The following is a 22,442-nucleotide window of genomic DNA, read 5'->3' as shown; positions in this document are numbered from 1 at the left end:
CGATGATCTGCCACCGTGACACGACAAACGCTTTCGACTATCGCTTTGCCCATGACATTGCCGACCGATCCCGCCGCGAATCTTGCCGCCCTGATCCGCTGTCCGTCCGTCACACCCGCAGAAGGTGGGGCTCTTGCCGCACTGGGGGACATGCTGAAGCCGCTTGGCTTTTCGGTCGAGCGTCCAGTTTTCTCGGAAGACGGCACGCCGGACATCGAAAACCTCTATGCGCGGCGCTCGGGCAACGGCCCGCATCTGATGTTTGCCGGCCATACCGATGTCGTGCCGGTGGGGGACGAATCGGCATGGACGCATCCGCCCTTCGCCGCCGAAATCGCCAAAGGCGAGATGTATGGCCGAGGCGCCGTCGACATGAAGGGCGGCATCGCCTGCTTCATCGCCGCGGTGGCTCGCCACGTGGAGAAAAACGGCGGGCCGAAAGGCTCGGTCTCGCTGCTCATCACCGGCGACGAGGAAGGGCCGGCGATCAACGGCACCACCAAGCTGCTCGACTGGGCGGCCGCCAAGGGCGAGAAGTGGGACGCCTCGATCGTTGGCGAGCCGACCAATCCGGACACGCTTGGCGACATGATCAAGATCGGGAGACGCGGCTCGCTGTCTGGCACCGTGACCGTCAACGGACGCCAGGGCCATGCCGCCTATCCGCAGCTTGCCGACAACCCGGTGCGCGGGCTGATGAGCCTGGTCGACGCACTGCTCCATCCCGTGTTCGACAAGGGAACCAAGGATTTCCAGCCGACCAATCTCGAAGTGACGTCGATCGACGTCGGCAATCCGGCGACCAACGTCATCCCGGCCAAGGCGACGGCGACGTTCAACATCCGCTTCAACGACACATGGGACGCGGAGACGATACAAGCCGAGATCCACAACCGGCTCGACCAGGCGGCGGGGCGCAAGAAATACCGGCCGGGCAAGAAGACGCCGGTCGACTACGAGCTTGTCTGGCGCGACCGGCCGAGCCATGTCTTCCTCACCCGCGACGACAGGCTGATCGATACGCTGAGCAGCTCGGTGAAGGCGGTGGTAGGCAGGACGCCGGCGCTCTCCACCTCCGGCGGCACGTCGGACGCGCGCTTCATCAAGGATTATTGCCCTGTGGTCGAGTTCGGGCTGGTCGGCAAGTCCATGCATATGGTGGACGAGCGGGTCGCGCTTGCCGACCTCGAGACGCTGACGCAGATCTACGAACGCTTCATCGAAGACTGGTTCGCAAAAGGCCTTTCGTGACCATGCTATCGGCGGACGAAACCTATGCTTCGCTGGTCGGCGCTTGGCGGCTGATGTTCGGCAAGGCCGACGGGCTGCGCCTGCTCGACCTTTCGGCGGACGGTTTCTGGAATTCCTTCTACGCCATCGTCGTGGCGGCGCCGGCGCTGATCGTCGGCTGGGTCGGGATCGCCAACGAGATCGGCGATCCGGAGGCCTTCGCCGGGCGCCTCGGCATGCTGATCAGGCTGGCGACGGTGGATATCGGCTCCTGGGTGCTGCCGCTGGTGGCGCTGGCGCTGGTCGCGCCGCGCGCCGGCATCGGCGGCCGCTTCGTCCACTATGTCGTTGCCTCCAACTGGGCATCGGCGATCATCGCCTGGCTGATGCTGCCCTCGGCGCTGCTCAGGCTGTTCCTGCCCTCAACCAGCGAGATCAGCAGCCTTGTCTCGCTGTTCCTGTTCGCGCTGTCGGCGCTGCTGACCTGGCGCATGACCAATGCGTCGATCGGCAAGGGCGCCGCCGTGGGCACCGCCGTCTTTGTCGGCATGTTCATCGCCTCGCTGCTCGTCCTGTTCGGCCTGCAGGCGCTGCTCGGCATCGACATACCGGACAGCACGACGGGTTAAGTGTCGGCGTCCCCGGCGATGGTGAATTTGCCGGGCGTCTCCGGATAGTCGACGCCGACGAGAAAAAGCCCGTCCGGCGGTGCCACCTGGCCGCAGGCTGCTCGGTCGCGCGCTTCGAGCGCCGCCTTGAGATCGGCCGCGCCCCAGGAGCCGTCGCCGACCCGCCTCAGCGAGCCGACCATCGAGCGAACCTGGTTGTGCAGGAAGGAGCGCGCCGAGCTGCGCACCTCGATGAAATCGCCATCGCGGCTGACCTCGAGGCGGTCAAGCGTGCGGACCGGGCTTTCGGCCTGGCACTGGGTGGAGCGGAAGGTGGTGAAGTCGTGCTTGCCGAGCAGCACTTTCGCCGCCTCGTGCATGGCCTCGGCGTCGAGCCGTTTCGGCACCCACCAGACCTTGCCCTTTTCCAGGGCCGGCGGCGCGCGACGGTTGAGGATGCGATAGAGATAGTGGCGGCCGGTGGCGGAAAAGCGCGCGTCGAAATCATCGGCGACAACCGCCGCCTTGAGGATGGCGACGCGCGCGCCGACCGCCTGCAGATGGGCATTCACCGCATCGCGCACCTTGTCGCCCGGCCACGCTTTGGCAAGATCGACATGCGCCACTTGGGCGGTGGCGTGCACGCCGGCATCGGTGCGGCCGGCGGCCCGTATTCTTACGTCTTCGCCGCAGAACTTTTCGATCGCCTGCTCGATCGCCTGCTGCACCGAGGGCTGGTCGACCTGATGCTGCCAGCCCGCGAACTGGCTGCCGTCATATTCGATATCGAGCCGAAAACGCGGCATGCCAGCTTGTGCTTTGCCTTAGCCTAGGCGGCCAAGGCAGTGAAAGCGGAAGCGTAGACCAGCCTGCCGGTCTCGGGCGCATCGCCCCAGGCCAGCGCCTGCAGCGCCTCGCCCTGATACTCGCTGTCGAAATTTGCGGCGCGGCCATGGGTGTAGCCGAAGCGGCCGTAGTAGACGGGATCGCCCAGGACAACGGCCAGCGTCTCGCCGGCTTCCTTGAGGCGGATATGCGCCTCGCGGATCAGCGCACCGCCGATGCCGGTGCCGTGGAAGGAGGGTTCGACCGCCAGCGGCGCCAGGGCGACGGCCGCGAAACGCTTGCCGCCACTCTGCACGTAAAGCCTGGAAAACAGGATGTGGCCGACGACCTGGCCGTCTTCCTCGGCAACCAGCTCGACGACCGCGTCGCCGCCGGTGACCAGGGCATCGACCAGCCCGGCTTCCGCCTGCTGGCCAAAGGCATGTTCTTCGACGAGGCGGATCGCCTCGCGATCCCGCGGCGTCGCCGCGCGTATCGACATCATGCTCATGTCAGTTTCGTTCCTTTTGCGATCTTGGCGCCGCGCAAGAACTCCTGCGCGGCGGCAGGCTTTCCGCCCGCCCGTTGAACTTCGACCAGCCTGACCGCGCCCGATCCGCAGGCGACCGTCAGCCGGTCATCGAGAATTCCTCCCGACTCGCCGACGCCCTCCGAGAGCGCCGAGCGAAGCAGTTTCAGCCGCTCCATGCGGCCGCCAATTTCGACCTCGCACCACGCGCCCGGAAAGGGCGAGAGGCCGCGAATGTGATTGTGGACTTCGCCAGAAGGCCGCGTCCAGTCTACGCGTGTCTCCGATTTATCGATCTTTCGGGCGTAGGTCACCCCTTCCGCCGCCTGCGGGGTAAATGTCAGACAATTTATCCCCAACTGCGCGAGCGCCTCGACCATCAGCGAGGCGCCCTGAACCATCAGGCGGTCATGCAATTCGCCGGCCGTCATATCGGGTGCGATGGCGACTTTTTCAACCAAAGCCACCGGCCCGGTATCCAGACCCTCTTCCATCTTCATGACCATTATGCCGGTCAAGGCGTCGCCCGCCATGACGGCGCGCCGGATGGGAGCAGCACCACGCCAGCGTGGCAAAAGCGAGGCATGGCCGTTGAGGCAGCCGAGCCTCGGCGCGTCCAGAATGGCTTTCGGCAGCAGCAATCCATAGGCGACGACCACGGCGACATCGGCCTGCAGGGCCGCGAATGACACCTGCTCGGCTTCGCCCTTCAGCGATGTCGGCGTCCGCACTTCAAGCCCCAGCCGCTCGGCCTCGCGCTGCACCGGCGACGGCGTCAGTTCCAGCCCGCGCCGGCCGGCGGCACGCGGCGGCTGCGTGTAGACGGCCGCGATCTCGTGACCGGCTTCGGCGATGGCGCGCAAGGTCGGCACGGAAAAGTCCGGCGTGCCCATGAAGATGACGCGATGCGGCATGAGGTCCTGCGATCCTGTCTTACGGGAGGCTCAAGTGCTCGCGCGGCCGAAACGGCCCTCAGCCCACCATCTTGCCCGGCGCCTTGTCCTTGGCGAGCTTCTTGAACTTGCGCACCACCATGTCGCGCTTCAGCTTCGAGATGCGGTCGATGAACAGCACGCCGTTGAGATGGTCGATCTCGTGCTGCAGGCAGGTGGCCATTAGGCCTTCCGCCTGTATCTCCTGCAGCTTACCCTCGCGGTCGAGATATTTCACCCGCACGGAAGCCGGGCGCTCGACCTCGGCATAATAATCGGGAATCGACAGGCAGCCTTCCTCATAGACGGAACGCTGGTCGGAACTCTCGAGCACTTCGGGATTGATGAAGACATGCGGCTGAGGCTCCTCGCCTTCCTTGGCGAGGTCGATGACCAGGAGCCGACGAGGCTCACCGATCTGGATCGCCGCAAGGCCGATGCCCGGCGCGTCATACATGGTCTCCAGCATGTCGTCGGCGAGCTTGCGCAAATCGGCATCGACGCGCTCGACCGGCTTGGAAACCTGGCGCAGGACGGGATCGGGAAGGATGATGAGCGGCTTGATCGACATGGCGTCTCACCTAAGACTTCGCTGGAGAAGCGTCAACGGGGGCAGCTTTTCCCTGTTCACGTTTTGATCTGTGCCGGCGATGCGAATCGGTTATGCTGCGCACATGAACGACATGACCTCCATCCTTTCGCAGCCGGTCGCGCGGCTCGGCGCCACCACGGTCACGCTCGGCCAGGCGCTTGGTATCGTCGCTGTCGTATTCGTCGTGCTGTTCGCCGCGCTCGTCATCGCCCTGTGGCGCGCCGCCAAGGCGCGCGCGGTCGCCGCGGCGGAAGCGGCCGACCATGCCCGTGACACCGAGGCGCGGATGGCCGACATCATGCAGGCGCAGGCCGAGATGCAGGGGCGCATGGGCGCGATCGCCGACGTCTTCGGCGCCAGGCAGGCGGAGCTTACGCAATCGCTCGGGCAGCGGCTCGACGCCATGACCGGCCGCATCGGCCAGACCATGGCCGAGCAGACCAAGTCGACGCATGAAAGCCTGGCCAAGCTGCAGGAGCGGCTGGCGGTGATCGACACCGCGCAGGGCAATATCCAGTCGCTTGCCGGGCAGGTCGTGCAGCTGCAGGCGATCCTCTCCAACAAGCAGACGCGCGGCGCCTTCGGCCAATCGCGGATGGAAGCGATCGTCGCCGACGGGCTGCCGCACGGCGCCTATGAGTTCCAGGCCAGCCTCAGCAATGGCAGCCGGCCAGACTGCCTGGTGCGAATGCCCAACGGCGCGCCGATGCTGGCCATCGACGCCAAGTTCCCGCTGGAAGCGTGGAACTCCATCCGCGCCGCCGAGGGCGCCGACATGCAGAAGGTGGCGGCGCAGGCCTTTCGGCGCGACATCGAGGTTCATATCCGCGATATCGCGGAAAAATACCTAATCCAGGGCGAGACGCAGGACACCGCCTTCATGTTCGTGCCTTCGGAATCGGTGTTCGCGGAAATCCACGAGAATTTCGAGGCGGTGGTGCAGAAGGCGCACCGCGCCCGCGTCGTCATCGTCTCGCCGTCGCTATTGATGCTGTCGATCCAGGTTATCCAAGCGATCCTCAAGGACGCCCGCATGCGCGAGCAGGCGCATCTGATCCAGGGCGAGGTCATCCGGCTGATGGAGGATGTGGCCAGGGTCGACGAGCGGGTGCGCCGGCTGCAGACGCATTTCGGCCAAGCGGCCAAGGACATCGACGACATTCTGGTCTCGACGTCGAAGGTCACCAAGCGCGGCCAGAAGATCGAGGCGCTGGAATTCGCCGAGGGCGAGACCGAGGCGCCGCGCCCGGCGAAGGCCGAAGGCGGCGCGCGTGTGGCGGACACCAAGACGGGCCAGTTGAGGCTCAGGGTCGTCGAGGACGCCGAATAGCCTACTGCTCTTCGAGAGTCGTCATGCCTTCGAATTCCGGCAGCCAGTGCAACGCCGACCTGTGCCATTTCTGTTGTCTGGGAACCAGGTCCTGACGCTGGCTGGCGGTCCCGACCCTGATGCCATAGACCTTCGGACCGTCGCCGACAGACGTTGCATAAAGATGCGAGCCGCAGTCGGCGCAAAAGGCCTGGGCGCGCCTAGCGCCGCTTGCCACGACCTTGATGTAGATCTTCGGCGCGCCCTTGATGATCTTGTAGTCGCTTTCCGGTGCCGGAACGGTGACGCGGAATGCCGTGCCGGTCAGTTGCTGGCAGTCGGTGCAGTGGCAGATCGAGGTCTTTTCCGGGTCGACCTCCGCCTCATAGGCGATCGCACCGCAATGGCATCCGCCGTCGATCTTCATAGACTATGCTCCTCACAAACTTCGCTGCGCTCAACCTAGCTCTCCTCCGAGGCCTCGGCCATGGCCTTGCGTCGCCGCTCCCATGTGCCAGTCGCCTGTGGCTTGACGAAGAGCCTGGAGATTTGCGGCATCTCTTTCTTCAGTCTCGCCTCCAGGCGCTCGACGCAGGCTTCGATGTCGGGCGCGGTGAGATGATCCTCGAATTCGATGCTCAAGCCAGCAACGATTTCCTCCGGACCGACATGGACGCTCAATATGCCGTTCGCCCGCTGGACGGCCGGATCCTCCTGGGCGATCGCCAGCACCTGGCGCTGCGCTTCGGGAGAAGCGGGCTCGCCAATCAACAGTCCCTTGCTTTCGCGCGCCAGAAAAGCCGCTGTCGCCCCCAGGATGATTGAAATGCCGATCGAGCCGACGCCGTCCAGTTCGGGGATTTCGAGAAGCTCGGCGGCCAGGATGCCGGCGAAGGCGACAATGAGGCCGAGTAGCGCGGCGCTGTCCTCGAACAGAACCGTGTAGACACTCGGATCCTTGCTCGACTGTACGGCTTGCAGCCAACCCTGCCTGCCCTTCTGTCGGCGGAACTCCTTCAGCGCCACCAACCATGAGCTGCCCTCGAACAAGAACGAAAGGCCGAGCACGATATAATTGACCTTGGCGTTGACGACCGGTTCGGGCGCCATGATGTGGATGACGCCCTCATAGAAGGAAATGCCGGCGCCAAGCGCGAACACCAAGAGCGCGATGATGAAGCTCCAGAAATAGAGCTCGCGTCCGTGGCCGAGCGGATGCGTCTGGTCCGGCGGCCGCGCGGCGCGATGCATGCCGTAGAGGAGCAGCGTGCCATTGCCGGTGTCGACCAGCGAATGCACCCCTTCCGACAGCATGGCGGACGAACCGGTGAAGGCTGCCGCCGCGAATTTGGTGACCGCGATCGCCAGATTGCCGGCGAGCGCGGCGTATATCACCCGTCTCGATCCACTATGTCCTGCCATCCGATCCCCGGCTTGCCCCTGCGCGCGAGCTTAGCGGCCCGCCCAGCAAAGCTCTACAGACAATGCGCCAGCCTTTGCGAGGTTTCGAACTGGCGTCGCGACCGCAAAATCGGTTGACAGCCGGCCGGCCGGCTCAGCAAAGCCGCACTGCCTCTTGCAGTCCGTCATTTCTCTTGTTTCACTCGGATTGCCCACAATCGGAGGAGCGAATCATGGCTAAAGGTGCGATGAAGGCGGGCAAGGAAGCCCGCAAGCCGAAGAAGGACGCCAAGAAGCCCGCCGCGGCCCCGGCTCCGAAGGCGCCGCCGGTCAAGGCGATGCGCATCAAGGAAAAGTAAGCGGCCCGAATCGGTCGATCCGGCTCCCTGCGGAATCTGAACCGGCGGCATGACAATGCTGCCGGTGTTTTGTTGATCGGAAAACAACCATCCTATATTCAAGGAGCGAGGACGACCTCGCTTCCCGAAAAACCGGCCGGGACGACCCGCCACCAAGCATCTCGGGCGATGCTGGAATGACGGAGCGTTTTCGATGTCCTGGATCTTTCTTTTCTTCGCCGGCCTGTTCGAGATCGGCTGGGCGATCGGCCTCAAATACACCGACGGCTTCTCCAGACCGCTGCCGACCCTTCTCACCATCGCCTCGATGATCGTCAGCCTCGGCCTGCTCGGCCTGGCGCTGAAGACGCTGCCCGTCGGCACGGCCTATGCCGTATGGACCGGCATCGGCACCGTCGGCACGGCGCTGCTCGGCATCTGGCTGCTCAGCGAGCCCGCGACCGTCGTCCGCCTGGCTTGCATCGGCCTCATCGTCTGCGGCATCGTCGGGCTGAGCTGGTAGCCTAAATTAGAGCTGACAGCACAAATGCATTCAGGGCCGCTTTCGGCGACCCTGACCAATTTTTCCATCGAACCCGGACTTAGAGCGAGTCAGCGATTCACAGAATCGCCGACCCACTCCAAGCTTTTTGGTTCTTGCACAATTCCGGACGGAAAACCGCTACGCACTTTTCCTGGAATTGCTCTAGCGGGCGGAGAAGCCCGGAGGCGTCCTGCCGACGCGCGCCTTGCGGGCGGCGTAGCGTGCGTCACGCTTGGCCTTGCGCGCGGCCTCGTCGGCAAGCTCGAACGCGATGCGCTCGGCTTCCTCCGCCTCGCGGATTTTGGCCTCGGCGGCAGCAGCCTCTTCGGCGGCGATCCGCGCCGCTTCGGCGGCAGCTTCGCGTTCAGCCTTCTCGGCCGCTTCGCGCGCCAGCTTTTCCTGCTTCAGCCTTGCCTTCTCCGCTTCGCGGATGGCGCGGGCCTCGAGGATCGCCTTGCGTTCTGCCTGGCGCGCCAGCACAGCGGGATCATCCGCCGCCGGCTTTGCCTTGAAGCGCGCGAGCAGCGCCTTCTTTGCCTCGTTCGCGGCATTGCGCCGCTCGAAAATGTCTTTTTCCCTGTAGATAGCCAAGTGTACTTCCCTGCAGTCTATTCGCGACGCTTACATACGCGTGAAAGCGGCGAGTTCAAGCGTCAAAACGGTATGCCAGCCATGAAAAAACCGGGCTTGTTGCCGCAGGGATACGGCTTGGCGATGCGCGATGCACTGTTCACCGATCGCGCCTCTGGCGGGCGGCAAGGCATACGGTTACCTAAAGCGCGTTGCGATCTTTCAGATTCGCTCCATGCGCTTTAGGTTTTGATTTTACGCATGTCTTTATCCCGAAACCGATTCCCACTTTCGGGAGACATGCTTTAGAGCGCCAACAGGCAAAAAACCCACATGAACAGGTTCAGGACGCAACCAGATGGAACTCGGTCTCTACACTTTTGCCGATGTCAGCCCGGAGCCGGGTCCCGGCGCCATCGGTCCGCATGAGCGGCTGCGCAATCTCATCGAGGAAATCGAGCTGGCCGACCAGGTCGGCCTCGACGTGTTCGGGCTCGGCGAGCATCACCGCCCCGACTATGCCGCCTCCGCGCCGGTCGTGGCGCTTGCCGCCTCCGCGCCGGTCGTGGCGCTTGCCGCGGCGGCCGAGCGCACGAAGAAGATCCGGCTCACCAGCGCGGTCACCGCGCTTTCCTCCGACGATCCGGTGCGCGTCTTCCAGCAATTCGCCACGCTCGACCTTCTGTCCAACGGCCGCGCCGAGATCATGGCGGGGCGCGGCTCCTTCATCGAATCCTTCCCGCTGTTCGGCTACAATTTGGAAGACTATGACGAGCTTTTCGCTGAGAAGCTCGATCTGTTGCTCGCCATCCGCGACCAGGTGAAGGTGACGTGGCAGGGCAAGCTGCGCGCGCCGATCAACGGCCGCGGCGTCTACCCGCGTCCTTACCAGGAGAAGCTGCCGATCTGGATCGCCATCGGCGGCACACCGCAATCGGCCGCCCGCGCCGGCGTGCTCGGCCTGCCGCTGGCTTTGGCCATCATCGGGGGCGAGCCGGCGCGTTTCGCGCCGCTGTTCGATATCTATCGCGAGGCGGCGCGCCGCGCCAACACCGATCCGGCAACGCTTGCGACCAGCATCAACGTGCACAGCTTCATCGCCGTGACGACCGAACAGGCGGCCGACGACTTCTACGGACCGCAGGCCGAGGTGATGAACCGCATCGGACGCGAGCGCGGCTGGGGCCCGACCTCGCAGGCGCATTTCGACCAGGCGCGGGGTCCCAATGGGGCGCTCTTCGTCGGCAACCCCGAGCAGGTGGCTGAAAAGATCGTCGCCCAGCACAGGATCTTCAACAATGACCGCTTCCTGCTGCAGATGGCGATCGGCACCATGCCGCATGCCAAGATCATGAAGGCGATCGAGCTCTACGGCACCAAGGTGGCGCCGATCGTGCGCAAGGAGACGGCCAAGACCGCGCCAGCGCCGGCTGCCTGACGAGCGATCCGCTCTAAACTGGCCCCCGAATGCGGAAAGCCGACTCTTGGAACCTTGCCCGGAACTCCCGCGTTTCGCGCACAGGCCCGCCATGCATTATCGGCTGGCGGCTTGCAAGGGAACCGATGAAAGCCGAACAGATCGCTTCGGGCGCAAGCGCTGCCGAAAGCCCTGACCCGCGTGCCGATGCCAGGGCGGACATACGCCTGATGCGGTCGCTGGTGATCGGCATCTTCATTCTGATGGCCGCGGCGGCGCTATACTTCGCCCGCGCCTTCTTCATGCCGGTGATGCTTGCCTTCCTGCTGGCGCTGACGCTGACGCCGATTGTGCGCTTTCTGAGAAAGCACGGGATCCCGGAAGTGGTGTCGGCGACGCTGTTGGTGCTGCTGTCGATCTTCATTTTCACCGCCGCCGGCTATCTGCTCAGCGGCCCGGTTATCGACCTCATCAACAACTCCTATTCGATCGGCCAGCAGCTGACCGAGCGGCTGGCGCCGTTCAGGCGGCCGCTCGAACGAATGACGGACCTCGCGCATCAACTGGAAGCGCTGACCGAGACCTCGCAGGAGCCCGGCCTGCAGCGGGTCGCGGTGGCGCCTTCCGGCATCCTGTCCACGGCGGCCGGCAATATCCTGGAAGCAGGCACCGCGATCACCATCGTCTTCGTGCTGTCGCTGTTCCTGCTCGCCTCCGGCACGCTGTTCTACGAGAAGATCGTCCAATCCTTCGCCAGCATGACGCAGAAGAAGCGGGCACTGCGCGTCGTCTATGACGTCGAGCGCGAGATCTCGCACTATCTGCTCACGGTCTCCATCATCAATGTCAGTCTCGGCACGGTGATCGGGCTGGGTCTCTGGGGGCTCGGCATGCCCAACCCGCTGGTCTGGGGGGCGATGGCGGCGTTGCTCAATTTCCTGCCCTATGTCGGCGCGCTGATGACCGTCCTGATCGTCGCCGTCATTGCGCTGATCAGTTTCGACACGATCGCTTACGCGCTCTTGGCGCCGGCCTTCGTGGTGCTGTGCGACGTCGTCGAAGGGCAGTTCGTGACGCCGATGGTGGTCGGGCGGCGCCTCGAGATCAACGCCGTAGCGATCTTCATCGCCATCGCCTTCTGGTCCTGGCTGTGGGGCTTCGTCGGCGCGCTGATGGCGGTGCCGCTGCTGGTCGTCATCAAGGTGTTCTGCGACCACTTCGAAAGCCTGAGCCCGTTCGGCAATTTCCTGGCGGCGCAGCAGACGGCTGTCGTCGATGAAGAGCCGGCCGATAACAACCACAATCAAGCAGCCTGAGGCTGGCCCAATCCCAAATCCCGGCCATTGTTTGCGACACCGGTGACCAGTGCCTATATCGGACCGGTCAAGCCGGACCCGCCCCTGAATGAGCGACTTCGATCTCGATGGCTATTTCGCCCGCATCGGTTACGGCGGACCGGCCGACGCTTCACTCGCCACGCTGCAGGCGCTGCACGCCGCGCACCCGCGGGCGATCCCCTTCGAGAACATCGATGCCTTGATGGGCGTTTCCGTCGGCCTCGACGTCGCTTCACTGCAGGACAAGATTTTTCGCCAGGGCCGCGGCGGCTATTGCTTCGAGCACAATCTGATCTTCATGCACGCGCTTGGCGCGCTGGGCTTCACCGTCAGCGGGCTTGCCGCCCGCGTGCTGTGGGGCCAGCCGGATGACGCGGTCACCGCGCGCAGCCACATGCTGCTGCGCATCGAGCTTGGCGGCCGCACTTATACCGGCGATGTCGGCTTCGGCGGCCTGATGCTGACGGCGCCGCTGCTTTTGGAAGCCGGGCTGGAGCAGCAGACGCCGCACGAAACCTTCCGCCTCGTCGAGACCGGCGGACAATTCCGCCTGCAGGCCGAAATCGGCGATGATTGGCGCACGCTCTACCGCTTCGACCTCGGCCAGGCCTATGAGGTCGACTACCGGGTCGCCAGCCATTTCCTGTCGACGCATCCGAGCTCGCATTTCCTGTCGACGCTGGTCGCAGCACTCGCTTTGCCCGACCGGCGCTACGCGCTGCGCAACAACCGCCTTTCGACGCATCGTGCCGGCGGCCGCAGCGAGCAGCGCGAGGTCGCGACGGCCGCCGAGCTCGCCGACGTGCTGGAGGACCAGCTCGCCATCGTCATTCCCAACCGCGCCGCCTTCGAGGCAAGGCTCAGGGAAAAACGCATCGTGGAGACCTGACCAATGACCGCCCTTTCGGTTCTCGACCTGTCGCCGATCACCCAAGGCAGCACCGCTTCGCAGTCGCTCGCCAATTCGCTCGACCTCGCCCGCCATGCCGAGCGCCTGGGCTACAAGCGCTACTGGCTGGCCGAGCACCACAACATGCCGGGCATCGCGAGCGCCGCGACATCCGTCGTGATCGCGCATGTCGCCGGCGGCACCAAGTCGATCCGCGTCGGCGCCGGCGGCATCATGCTGCCCAACCATGCGCCGCTGGTGATCGCCGAGCAGTTCGGCACGCTGGCGGCACTTTTTCCCGGCCGCATCGACCTCGGACTCGGCCGCGCGCCGGGCACCGACATGCTGACCGCGCGGGCGCTGCGCCGCAACCTGGAGTCTGCCGACAATTTCCCGCAGGACGTGGTCGAGCTGATGGGCTATTTCCAGCCGGCCGAGGAAGGCCAGCGCATCCGTGCCGTGCCGGGCGAAGGCCAGACCGTGCCGGTCTGGATACTCGGCTCCAGCCTCTATGGCGCGCAGCTCGCAGCGCTTCTCGGCCTGCCCTACGCTTTCGCCTCGCATTTCGCGCCGGCCGAGCTCGACCATGCGCTGGAGGTTTATCGCACGCGGTTCCAGCCGTCGGCGCAGCTCGACAAGCCTTATGTCATGCTCGGCCTCAATGTCTCCGCCGCGCCGACGGACGCTGAGGCGAAGCTGTTGTTCAGCTCGCTGCAGCAGGCCTTCGTCAATTTGCGCAGCGGCCGTCCGGGGCAATTGCCGCCGCCAGTCGAGAATTACGACCGCGATCTCGACCCGATGGCGAAAACCATGCTTGCCCAGGCGCTGTCCTGCGCCGTCGTCGGTTCGCCGGAGACGGTGCGCCAGGGCATCGATGCCTTCGTCCGCCGCACCGGCGCCGACGAATTGATGGTGACGGCGCAGATCTTCGATCACGCGGCGCGCGTGCGCTCCTACGAGATTCTCGCCCACGTGCACAAATCGATGTCGAAGGCGGCGTGATCGCGCAGTCACTTTCGCCTGACATATTGGTCTGTTAAGGGCGCGCAGATGTCCCTCTCAGCCAAGAGTTCCCCGTGACCAAAGATCTCGACGACCGCATGCATTTTGCCATCGACCTGGCGCGCCGCGCCGGCGAGCTGGGGCTGAAATATTTCCGAGACCTCGACAACCTGGCCGTCGAGAGCAAGGGGCATCAGGACCTAGTTTCGGAAGCCGACCGCGAGGTCGAGCTGTTCATCCGCGCGGCGATCGCCGAGGCCTATCCGCAAGACGGCATCATCGGCGAGGAGCATGCTGCGGTGACCGGAACAACCGGCCATGTCTGGGTGATCGACCCGATCGACGGCACCGCCAATTTCGTGCGCGGCATTCCCGCCTGGTGCGTGGTGATCGCCTGCGCCAGGGACGGCGAGACGGTGGTCGGCGTCATCCATGAGCCTTCGACCGACGAGACGTTCTACGGCCGCCTGGGCGGCGGCGCCTTGCTCAACGGCAAGCCGATCAAGACCAGCAATGCCGCGTCGCTTTCCGAGGGCGCCGTCGGCACCGGGCTGTCCAACCGCGCCTCGACCAAGAATGTCGTCACTCTCATCAGCCTGATCATGGCGGAGGGCGGCGTCTTCTACCGCAATGCTTCCGGAGCGCTGATGCTCGCCTATGCGGCGTCCGGCCGGCTGCTCGGCTATGTCGAGGAGCACATGAACGCCTGGGACTGCCTCGCCGGCATGCTGCTGGTCGAAGAGGCCGGCGGAACGGTGCTCAGAGCCGATCCGAAGACGGTGCTCGACCAGGGCACGCGGGTGATCGCCGGCGGCAGCCGCATCTTCCCGAGATTGCAGGCGCTGTGCGCAGAGGCCCTCGAAGCTACGCGCTGACGCTCTGCGCGATCGCGCCCAGCGGCCGGCAGGAATTGCGGATCATCAGCCGGCCCTTCAGCACCAGCTTGCGCGGCGGCGCGTCGCGGTTGCCGGCCAGCCGGTCGAGCAGGAGGTTCGCCGCCTGCTCGCCGATCGCCTGCACCGGCTGCGCCACGGTGGTCAGCTGCGGCACGAACACGTCCGACCAGGGAAAGTCGTCGAAGCAGGCGACCGAAATGTCCTCGGGGCAAGAGAGGCCGATGTCGCGGATCGCTTTCATCGTGCCGATCACCATCGGGTTGTTGGCCGAGAAGATCGCGCTTGGCCGGTCGTGCAGCGACAAGAGCTGCATGGTGGCGTTGTAGCCGTCGATCTCGTGGAAATTGCCGGAGCGTATGAGTTCCTCCGCCACCGGCAGGCCGGCCGCCTGCAGCGCCTCGCGATAGCCGATCATGCGGTCATGCATGGGGGATATGTCGGACGTGCCGGTGATGTAGCCGATGCGCCGATGGCCAAGATGGATGAGATAGGTGACGGCGTCGTACACGGCGCGCTGGTTGTCCAGCACCACCGCGTCGGTGTCGACGCCTTCGCAGAGGCGGTCGAGCAGCACCACCGGCACATTGGTGTCCTCGACGATGCCCTTCAGAAGGCCGCCGTCGCCGACACGCGCCACGATCAGCCCGTCGACCATGCGATCGAGCAGCAGGCGGATCTGCTCGTCCTGCGTGTTCAGATCCTCGTCGGTGCAGCACAGCATGACGGCATAGCCGGCGCGGTCGAAGGCCTGCTGGATGACCGAGACGACATCGGTGAAGAACGGGTTGGTGATGTGCGGCACGGTGAGGCCGATGGTGCGCGTGGTGCCCATCTTAAGGCTGCGGGCGATGGCATTGCGCTTGTAGCCGATGTCGCGGATCGCCTGCTCGATGCGTTGCGTAAGCTCGGGACTGACGGTGGCGGTACCGTTGAGCAATGCCGACACGGTGGCCACGGACACACGCGCCGCCTCAGCCACATGCAGCATGGTCGGCGCCGTGGATTTCCGCTGTTTTTTCTGCTCTGACGCCGTCATTTTCGAAACGTTTAGCCGCCCTTATCTGGCTAAACCTACGTAAACCCGGCGCTTTTCGCAAGAATTGAAATGCATCAATCCTCAGAGAACAGATAGGCGCTTGACACGTTCGAAACGTTTCGATTAGCGTTCAAGTCGCCGAAGACGACGGAGGGAGGCCGTCCTTTGTCATGCAGCGCCCTGGCCCCATCACGACGGAGGACGTGACGGCCGACGGTCCGACCGTCGTCCTGAGCGCGACCGGCATTTCCAAGCGGTTCGGCGGCATCACCGCGCTGTCCGATGTCAGCCTGGACCTCAGGCCGGGCGAGGTGCATGCGCTGATGGGCGAGAACGGCGCCGGCAAGTCGACGCTGATGAAGATACTCTCGGGCGTCTATACCGACTACGAAGGCACTGTCGCCATCGACGGCCAGGCGGTCCGTTTCTCCGGTGTGCGCGACGCCGAGGACGCCGGCATCGCTATCATCCATCAGGAGCTCAACCTCGTCCCCGAGCTCAGCGTCGCCGACAACATCTTCCTCGGCCGCGAGAAGCTGATCGCCGGGCTGGTGGTGGACCGCAAGGCGAGCAGCCGCGCGGCAAAAGCGCTGTTGCAGCGTCTCGGCATCGAGCTCGATCCGGAAGCGCGCGTCGGCCGGCTCAGGGTCGGCGAGCAGCAGCTGGTGGAGATCGCCAAGGCGCTGTCGAAATCGGCGCGCATCCTGATCATGGACGAACCCACCTCGGCGCTGTCACCGGCCGAGTGCGAGCGACTGTTCCGCATCATCCGTCAGCTCGCGGCAAGCGGCGTCGCCATCGTCTACATCTCGCACCGCATCGACGAGGTCGTGCATCTGGCAAGCCGGGTGACGGTGCTGCGCGACGGGCGTCACGTGCTGACCAACGATATGGCGGCGCTGAACGAAGACGCCATCATCTCGGCCATGGTCGGCCGCGATCTTATGGCGTCCTCCGATCATCAGCGCGGTCCGGGCGGCAACGCTGTGCTCGCGGTCAGGGACTTGTCGCTGTCGAAGCCCGACCGGCATGGCTGGCGCAGCGTGATCGAGGGCGTGAGCTTCGATCTTTCGGCGGGCGAAATCCTCGGCATAGGCGGGCTGCTGGGTTCCGGCCGCACCGAAATCCTGGAAGCGATCTTCGGCTCCGGCGGCGGCCGTACCGGCGGCGAGATCAAGCTCGGCGGCGCGCCGGTCGAGATCGGCTCGCCGCGCGAGGCGCGCCGGCTGGGCATCGCTTTGGTCACCGAGGACCGCAAGACGCAAGGCCTGCATCTCACGGCCTCGATCACCGACAATGTCGCGCTGCCGCTGGTCGGCGCGCTGGCCCGCTTCGGCCTGCGCTCGCGCTCGGGCGAGCAAGGCCTTGCGCGCGAGGCGGTGAGCGCGCTCGGCATACGCTGCGAAAGCATCGAGCAGGCCGCCGGCACGCTGTCGGGCGGCAACCAGCAGAAGGTGGTGATCGGCAAGTGGCTGGCGACGCGGCCGCGCGTGCTCCTGCTCGACGAGCCGACGCGCGGCATCGATGTCGGCGCCAAGCGCGAGATCTACGACCTCGTCTTCAAGCTCGCCGGCGACGGTCTGGCGATCGCCGTGATCAGCTCGGAACTCCCCGAGCTCCTGCATCTGGCCGACCGCATCCTGGTCATGGCGGAGGGCCGCCAGCGCGGCATCCTGCCCCGCGCTGAGGCCAGCGAGGAGGCGATCATGCGGCTTGCCGCCCCTAGAAGGACCGCGAGACCTGCCGCATGAACCTCATCAGCCTTGTCTCCCGCACCAAGCTTTACTGGGGGCTGATCGCCATCTTCCTGATCGGCGTCTTCGGCTCGCCTATCAGCTCCAAGGGCAACAACATCTTCCTGTCCTACGGCAATCTGCTCGACGTGCTGCGCCAGGTGTCGACCACCGGCCTCATCGCCACCGGGATGACGGCGGTGATCCTGACCGGCGGCATCGATCTTTCCGTCGGCTCGCTGATGGCAATCTGCTCGGTCGTCTGCGCCATGCTGCTCACCGTGCCGGGCATCACGCCGTCGGCGGCGCTTGGCGTGCCGACGACCGCGCTGGTGGCTCTCAGCCTCGGCGCGCTCGCCACCCGCTTCATCCTGCTCAACATCGAGAAATCGCGCGCCGGCGGGGACGCCGGGCGCGACGCGCGGCTGGACACGACGCGCGGGCTGGTCATCCCGGGCGTCGTCGGCGTGGTGCTGTGCGCGCTTTCGCTGTGGTATCTCTTGCCCCAGGTCGAGACCAAGTTCGGCGTGCTGGGCGTGCTGTTGGTGGCGCCTTGCGTCGGCCTGCTGTTCGGCACCATCAACGGCTTCATCATCGTCGCCGGGCGGCTGCAGCCATTTATCGTGACGCTGGCGATGATGGTGACGGCGCTCGGCATCGCCAGGCTGACCGCCGGCCAGAACAATGCGGTGCTGCCGGTCTATACCGGCTCCAACGCCACGGAAGAGTTCGAGATCCTGCGCTCGCTGGTGTTCGGCGTCGTGCCGATGCCAGGCCTGTTCTTCCTCGGCGCGGTCGTGATCTACGGCGCGGTGCTGCGCTTCACGCCCTTTGGCCGCTATGTCTACGCCATCGGCGGCAATGAGGAGGCGGCGCGGCTTTCCGGCATCGCGGCGGGACGCGTCAAGATCGCCACCTATGCGGTGTCCGGCTTGCTCGCCGGCATCGCGGCGGTGCTCTACGTGGCGCAATACCGGCAAGGCAAGCCGGATGCCGGCGCGGGGCTGGAGCTCGACGCCATCGCCGCCGTGGTTATCGGCGGCACCAGCCTGATGGGCGGGCGAGGCAGCCTGATCGGCACCTTCTGCGGCGTGCTGATCTTCGGACTGCTGTCCAACATCCTGCAGCTGCACAACATCAATTCGAACCTTCAGCTGGTGCTGAAGGGGGCGATCATCATCGGCACGGTGCTCGTTCAGGAGCGCAACGCTGGCGACATCTTAAGCTATCTGCGCCTGCCCGGCGGACGGGCGGCGCAAAAGGAAACGGCCGCGGCCAAGCGGCCGTCACAGGAGACGCCGTCTCTATAATCCGGAGGAAACAGGACCATGAAACGACGTGAAATGCTGAAGCTCGCCACTTTCGCGGCGGCACTTCTGACGACCACCGCAATTCTGTCCGGCAGCCATGCCTTTGCCCAGGACAAGAAGTGGAAGATCGGCTTCTCGCAGGTGACGACCATCGAACCCTGGCGCGCCCAATTCAACAAGGACATCATCGCCGAGGCCGCCAAGCATCCGGAAGTCGAGCTGATCATCACCGACGGCGAGGACAAGACCGAGAAGCAGGTCGCCGACGTCGAGAACCTGATCCGCCAGGAGGTCGACGCGCTGCTGGTGTCGCCGAAGGAATCGGCCGGCCTCACCGGCGTCGTGCAACAGGCGATCGACGCCAAGATCCCGGTCTTCGTGCTCGACCGCAACGTCGACACCAAGGACTACACGCAGTTCGTCGGCGGCGACAACAAGCTGATCGGCCGGGCTGCCGGCGAATATGCCGTCGAGCTTCTGGGCGGCAAGGGCAAGGCCGCCGGCAACGTCGTCGAGATCTGGGGCGGCATGGGCACGCAGCCGGCGCATGACCGCCATGACGGCTTCCATGAATTCACCGACAAGGAGCCGGGCATCAAGTATCTGCTCGATCAGCAGTCGGGCGACTGGAAGCAGGACCAGGCCTACAACATCATGGCCAACGCGCTGAAGACCAACGAGAAGATCGACCTCGTCTACGGCCACAACGATCCGATGGCCTATGGCGCCTATCTCGCGGCCAAGGATGTCGGGCGCGAGAAGGACATCAAGTTCATCGGCATCGACGGCCTGCCCAACGAAGGCGTGCAGATGGTGAACAAGGGCGAGCTGACCGCGACCTTCACCTATGTCACGCCGGGCGCCGAGGGCCTGCGCCAGGCGATCAAGTTCCTGAACGGCGAGAAGGTCGAGAAGACCATCACGCTGCCGACGGAAAGGATCACCAAGGAGAACGCCGCCAAGATCCTCAAGGACAACGGGCTCTAAGTCCGGAGCCCTGCCGGGCCACGCGCCCGGCAGGGTTTAGCCCGAGGGCGAGGCTCTCCCCATTCCTTGCCGCCGGATGCGCGTAGCGTCGCCGAGACGCCGATTTTCCGGCCTTTCGCGACCGAAAGTCACGCCCGCCGAGGCGAGCGTTACCCTCACCGGATGACGGCTCGAGGCACCGCCAGCGGCGTCACGTCCAAAAAAGCCAGTCTGAACAATACGATAGCGCGGGCTCGCGCCGAGCGCGCCGCAACGCGCGGCGGATCGCTGCCAAAGCCTTGCCGAGACAATGAACAGCTTGCGCAGAATGCTTGCGCCCCGTATCGGCTGTTCTTATATACGCCCCAGCCGTCCCGGCCCCCGAAAACCGGTGACCATGACGGGATTTCTTGTGAACAGGGGCTTTCGTCGGAACGCCTTTTGAAGGGTCCTGAGAGCCTGCTTAGAGGAGAGACTAGAACAATGGCAAAAGTTATCGGTATCGATCTCGGCACCACCAATTCCTGCATCGCCATCATGGATGGCAAGGACCCCAAGGTGATCGAGAATGCTGAGGGCGCGCGCACGACGCCTTCCATCGTCGCCATCTCGAATGACGGCGAACGCCTCGTTGGCCAGCCGGCCAAGCGCCAGGCGGTCACCAATCCTGAAAACACCATCTTCGCGGTCAAGCGCCTGATCGGCCGCCGCTATGACGACCCGGTGACGGAGAAGGACAAGAAGCTTGTCCCCTACAAGATCGTCAAGGGCGACAATGGCGACGCCTGGGTCGAGGCCGGCGGCAAGAAGCAGTCGCCCAGCCAGATCTCGGCCATGATCCTGCAGAAGATGAAGGAGACGGCGGAAGCCTATCTCGGCGAGAAGGTCGAGAAGGCGGTCATCACCGTTCCGGCCTATTTCAACGACGCCCAGCGCCAGGCGACCAAGGACGCCGGCAGGATCGCCGGCCTTGAGGTGCTGCGCATCATCAACGAGCCGACGGCCGCAGCCCTTGCCTACGGCCTGGAGAAGAAGGACGGAAAGACCATCGCCGTCTATGACCTTGGCGGCGGCACCTTCGATATTTCCGTGCTCGAAATCGGCGACGGCGTGTTCGAGGTGAAGTCGACCAATGGCGACACCTTCCTCGGCGGCGAGGATTTCGACATGCGGCTCGTCGAATATCTGGCGGCCGAGTTCAAGAAGGAACAGGGCATCGACCTCAAGGCCGACAAGCTGGCGCTGCAGCGTCTGAAGGAAGCGGCCGAGAAGGCCAAGATCGAGCTGTCGTCGACGACGCAGACCGAGATCAACCTTCCCTTCATCACCGCCGACGCCACCGGCCCGAAGCACCTGACGATGAAGCTCACCCGGGCGAAGTTCGAGCAGCTGGTCGACGACCTCGTCCAGCGCACGATCGAGCCCTGCAAGGCGGCGCTCAAGGATGCTGGCCTGAAGGCTGCCGAGATCGACGAAGTGGTGCTGGTCGGCGGCATGACCCGCATGCCCAAGATCCAGGAGATCGTGAAGCAGTTCTTCGGCAAGGAGCCGCACAAGGGCGTCAATCCGGATGAGGTCGTTGCGCTCGGCGCCGCCATCCAGGCCGGCGTGCTGCAGGGCGACGTCAAGGACGTGCTGTTGCTCGATGTGACGCCGCTGTCGCTGGGCATCGAGACGCTGGGTGGCGTGTTCACCCGACTGATCGAGCGCAACACGACGATCCCGACCAAGAAGAGCCAGACCTTCTCGACCGCCGAGGATTCTCAGTCGGCGGTGACGATCCGCGTCTTCCAGGGCGAGCGCGAAATGGCGGCGGACAACAAGCTGCTTGGCCAGTTCGACCTGGTCGGCATCCCGCCGGCGCCGCGCGGCGTGCCGCAGATCGAGGTCACCTTCGACATCGACGCCAACGGCATCGTCAACGTTTCGGCCAAGGACAAGGGCACCGGCAAGGAGCACCAGATCCGCATCCAGGCTTCGGGCGGCCTGTCCGACGCCGACATCGAGAAGATGGTGAAGGACGCCGAGGCCAATGCCGACGCCGACAAGAAGCGCCGTGCTCTCGTCGAGGCCCGCAACCAGGCCGAGGCGCTGGTGCATTCGTCCGAGAAGTCGCTGAAGGATTATGGCGACAAGGTCTCGGATGCTGATCGCACCGCGATCTCCGATGCCATCGCCGCGCTGAAGACCGCGGCCGAAGGCGACGATCCGGCCGATATCGAGGCCAAGTCGCAGTCGCTCGCCGAAGTGTCGATGAAGCTCGGCCAGGCCATGTACGAGGCCTCGCAGAAGGAAGCGGCCGAAGCCGACGCCAAGGCGGATGCCGCCAAGGATTCGGACGTGGTCGACGCCGACTTCGAGGAAATCGACGAAGACGACGACAAGAAGAAGTCGGCTTGAGCCGGCTGACGGCGATTAAGTGCAAAAGCCCGGCGCAAAGCCGGGCTTTTTTGCAACCTTCGTTGAAAAAGTACGGGCCTGCTTGAAAAAGTGACGGAAAAAACCGGAGCTAGCCTGCTTGGTACTAGCATCCGGGAAACATCGCTCCTAAATCCAAGGCCATGCCGGCAAACGTCGCCAACAATGCTTGAAGACATTGAGCATCCGGACAGCGGGAAAAAATGAAAGCTGATTTCTACGAAACGCTGGGCGTGCAAAAAGGCGCCGACGAAAAGGAACTCAAGAGCGCTTTTCGCAAGCTCGCCATGCAGTTCCATCCCGACCGCAACCCCGGCGACCATGCCTGCGAGCACAAGTTCAAGGAAATCAACGAAGCCTACGAGACGCTGAAGGACCCGCAGAAGCGCGCCGCCTATGACCGCTTCGGCCACGCCGCTTTCGAGGGCGGCATGAACGGCGCCGCGCACGGCTTCGGCGCCGGCGGTTTCGCGGACATCTTCGAGGATATTTTCGGCGACATGATGGGTGGCCGCCAGCGCCGCTCGTCGGGCGGCCGTGAACGCGGCGCCGACCTGCGC

Annotated in this window: 23 protein-coding genes; 15 read left to right on the top strand and 8 right to left on the bottom strand. The window is 64.7% G+C overall.

What is annotated here, in order from left to right:
* Nucleotides 1–51: 51 nt before the first annotated feature.
* Together dapE and EOA28_RS03275 are read left to right on the top strand one after the other, a co-directional pair.
* Nucleotides 52–1,251 carry a succinyl-diaminopimelate desuccinylase gene (dapE, locus tag EOA28_RS03280; RefSeq protein WP_127251075.1) on the top strand — a complete coding sequence of 400 codons (1,200 nt, stop codon included), beginning with the start codon at nucleotides 52–54 and terminating at the stop codon, nucleotides 1,249–1,251.
* 2 nt (nucleotides 1,252–1,253) lie between these two features.
* Nucleotides 1,254–1,859 carry a transporter gene (locus EOA28_RS03275; RefSeq protein ID WP_127251078.1) on the top strand — a complete coding sequence of 202 codons (606 nt, stop codon included), beginning with the start codon at nucleotides 1,254–1,256 and terminating at the stop codon, nucleotides 1,857–1,859.
* Here EOA28_RS03275 and truA read toward each other — a convergent pair.
* From truA to def, 4 genes are read right to left on the bottom strand one after another with little or no spacing between them, the layout of a single operon-like run.
* On the bottom strand, nucleotides 1,856–2,644 hold the full coding sequence (gene truA / locus EOA28_RS03270) for a tRNA pseudouridine(38-40) synthase TruA (protein ID WP_127251074.1): 789 nt from the start codon (nucleotides 2,642–2,644) through the stop codon (nucleotides 1,856–1,858). The two genes, EOA28_RS03275 and truA, sit on opposite strands and share 4 nt — an antisense overlap.
* 23 nt (nucleotides 2,645–2,667) lie before the next feature.
* A complete protein-coding gene (locus EOA28_RS03265) occupies nucleotides 2,668–3,174 on the bottom strand; it encodes an N-acetyltransferase (RefSeq protein ID WP_126080160.1) in 507 nt (168 codons plus the stop codon).
* A complete protein-coding gene (gene fmt, locus EOA28_RS03260) occupies nucleotides 3,171–4,106 on the bottom strand; it encodes a methionyl-tRNA formyltransferase (protein ID WP_127251073.1) in 936 nt (311 codons plus the stop codon). The genes EOA28_RS03265 and fmt overlap by 4 nt, the downstream gene beginning before the upstream one ends.
* Nucleotides 4,107–4,164: 58 nt before the next feature.
* Nucleotides 4,165–4,695, bottom strand: coding sequence for a peptide deformylase (gene def, locus EOA28_RS03255; protein WP_127251072.1), 531 nt, complete (start codon nucleotides 4,693–4,695; stop codon nucleotides 4,165–4,167).
* A gap of 103 nt (nucleotides 4,696–4,798) precedes the next feature.
* Here def and EOA28_RS03250 point away from each other — a divergent pair, with 103 nt between their 5' ends.
* Nucleotides 4,799–6,046, top strand: a complete 1,248-nt coding sequence (locus EOA28_RS03250) for a DNA recombination protein RmuC (protein ID WP_127251071.1) — start codon at nucleotides 4,799–4,801, stop codon at nucleotides 6,044–6,046.
* A gap of 1 nt (nucleotide 6,047) precedes the next feature.
* On the opposite strand, the gene EOA28_RS03245 is transcribed toward EOA28_RS03250, so the two are convergent.
* Together EOA28_RS03245 and EOA28_RS03240 are read right to left on the bottom strand one after the other, a co-directional pair.
* Nucleotides 6,048–6,452 carry a GFA family protein gene (locus tag EOA28_RS03245; RefSeq protein WP_127251070.1) on the bottom strand — a complete coding sequence of 135 codons (405 nt, stop codon included), beginning with the start codon at nucleotides 6,450–6,452 and terminating at the stop codon, nucleotides 6,048–6,050.
* Nucleotides 6,453–6,487: 35 nt separating this feature from the next.
* Nucleotides 6,488–7,447, bottom strand: a complete 960-nt coding sequence (locus tag EOA28_RS03240; protein ID WP_127251069.1) for a cation diffusion facilitator family transporter — start codon at nucleotides 7,445–7,447, stop codon at nucleotides 6,488–6,490.
* 212 nt (nucleotides 7,448–7,659) lie between these two features.
* Between EOA28_RS03240 and EOA28_RS40845 the strand changes: the two genes are divergently transcribed.
* Both EOA28_RS40845 and sugE read left to right on the top strand, forming a co-directional pair.
* Nucleotides 7,660–7,785, top strand: a complete 126-nt coding sequence (locus EOA28_RS40845) for a hypothetical protein (protein ID WP_095819016.1) — start codon at nucleotides 7,660–7,662, stop codon at nucleotides 7,783–7,785.
* A gap of 193 nt (nucleotides 7,786–7,978) precedes the next feature.
* Nucleotides 7,979–8,287, top strand: a complete 309-nt coding sequence (gene sugE / locus EOA28_RS03230; RefSeq protein ID WP_128314564.1) for a quaternary ammonium compound efflux SMR transporter SugE — start codon at nucleotides 7,979–7,981, stop codon at nucleotides 8,285–8,287.
* Nucleotides 8,288–8,470: 183 nt separating this feature from the next.
* Here sugE and EOA28_RS03225 read toward each other — a convergent pair whose 3' ends face one another.
* On the bottom strand, nucleotides 8,471–8,899 hold the full coding sequence (locus EOA28_RS03225) for a DUF6481 family protein (protein ID WP_126080153.1): 429 nt from the start codon (nucleotides 8,897–8,899) through the stop codon (nucleotides 8,471–8,473).
* A gap of 337 nt (nucleotides 8,900–9,236) precedes the next feature.
* On the opposite strand from EOA28_RS03225, the gene EOA28_RS03220 reads away from it, so the two are divergent.
* From EOA28_RS03220 to EOA28_RS03200, 5 genes are all read left to right on the top strand, one after another.
* Nucleotides 9,237–10,316 carry an LLM class flavin-dependent oxidoreductase gene (locus EOA28_RS03220; protein WP_128314563.1) on the top strand — a complete coding sequence of 360 codons (1,080 nt, stop codon included), beginning with the start codon at nucleotides 9,237–9,239 and terminating at the stop codon, nucleotides 10,314–10,316.
* Between the two features lie 125 nt (nucleotides 10,317–10,441).
* On the top strand, nucleotides 10,442–11,611 hold the full coding sequence (locus tag EOA28_RS03215) for an AI-2E family transporter (RefSeq protein WP_127251066.1): 1,170 nt from the start codon (nucleotides 10,442–10,444) through the stop codon (nucleotides 11,609–11,611).
* Between the two features lie 88 nt (nucleotides 11,612–11,699).
* Nucleotides 11,700–12,521 (top strand): arylamine N-acetyltransferase, encoded by an 822-nt coding sequence (locus EOA28_RS03210; protein WP_127251065.1) that lies wholly within the window; start codon nucleotides 11,700–11,702, stop codon nucleotides 12,519–12,521.
* Between the two features lie 3 nt (nucleotides 12,522–12,524).
* On the top strand, nucleotides 12,525–13,523 hold the full coding sequence (locus tag EOA28_RS03205) for an LLM class flavin-dependent oxidoreductase (RefSeq protein ID WP_127251064.1): 999 nt from the start codon (nucleotides 12,525–12,527) through the stop codon (nucleotides 13,521–13,523).
* 74 nt (nucleotides 13,524–13,597) lie between these two features.
* A complete protein-coding gene (locus EOA28_RS03200) occupies nucleotides 13,598–14,398 on the top strand; it encodes an inositol monophosphatase family protein (RefSeq protein ID WP_127251063.1) in 801 nt (266 codons plus the stop codon).
* On the opposite strand, the gene EOA28_RS03195 is transcribed toward EOA28_RS03200, so the two are convergent.
* Nucleotides 14,388–15,407 carry a LacI family DNA-binding transcriptional regulator gene (locus EOA28_RS03195; RefSeq protein WP_127251062.1) on the bottom strand — a complete coding sequence of 340 codons (1,020 nt, stop codon included), beginning with the start codon at nucleotides 15,405–15,407 and terminating at the stop codon, nucleotides 14,388–14,390. The two genes, EOA28_RS03200 and EOA28_RS03195, sit on opposite strands and share 11 nt — an antisense overlap.
* A 218-nt stretch (nucleotides 15,408–15,625) precedes the next feature.
* Here EOA28_RS03195 and EOA28_RS03190 point away from each other — a divergent pair, with 218 nt between their 5' ends.
* The 5 genes from EOA28_RS03190 to EOA28_RS03170 all read left to right on the top strand — a co-directional run.
* On the top strand, nucleotides 15,626–17,206 hold the full coding sequence (locus tag EOA28_RS03190) for a sugar ABC transporter ATP-binding protein (RefSeq protein WP_127251061.1): 1,581 nt from the start codon (nucleotides 15,626–15,628) through the stop codon (nucleotides 17,204–17,206).
* On the top strand, nucleotides 17,203–18,498 hold the full coding sequence (locus EOA28_RS03185) for an ABC transporter permease (protein ID WP_127251060.1): 1,296 nt from the start codon (nucleotides 17,203–17,205) through the stop codon (nucleotides 18,496–18,498). Before EOA28_RS03190 ends, EOA28_RS03185 begins: the two co-directional genes overlap by 4 nt.
* An 18-nt stretch (nucleotides 18,499–18,516) precedes the next feature.
* Nucleotides 18,517–19,485 (top strand): substrate-binding domain-containing protein, encoded by a 969-nt coding sequence (locus EOA28_RS03180; protein WP_127251059.1) that lies wholly within the window; start codon nucleotides 18,517–18,519, stop codon nucleotides 19,483–19,485.
* Between the two features lie 462 nt (nucleotides 19,486–19,947).
* Entirely contained in the window at nucleotides 19,948–21,864 is a 1,917-nt protein-coding gene (gene dnaK / locus EOA28_RS03175) for a molecular chaperone DnaK (RefSeq protein WP_126080143.1), read from the top strand.
* 221 nt (nucleotides 21,865–22,085) lie between these two features.
* Nucleotides 22,086–22,442, top strand: a 357-nt coding sequence (locus tag EOA28_RS03170) for a DnaJ domain-containing protein (RefSeq protein ID WP_148670653.1), incomplete at its 3' end; no start/stop codon positions are given.

The sequence above is a fragment of the Mesorhizobium sp. M2A.F.Ca.ET.067.02.1.1 genome (genome assembly GCF_004023285.1).
Taxonomy (GTDB): domain Bacteria; phylum Pseudomonadota; class Alphaproteobacteria; order Rhizobiales; family Rhizobiaceae; genus Mesorhizobium.
The sequence above is the reverse complement of the archived record's forward strand: the minus strand, read 5'-3'. Positions and strand labels throughout refer to the sequence as shown.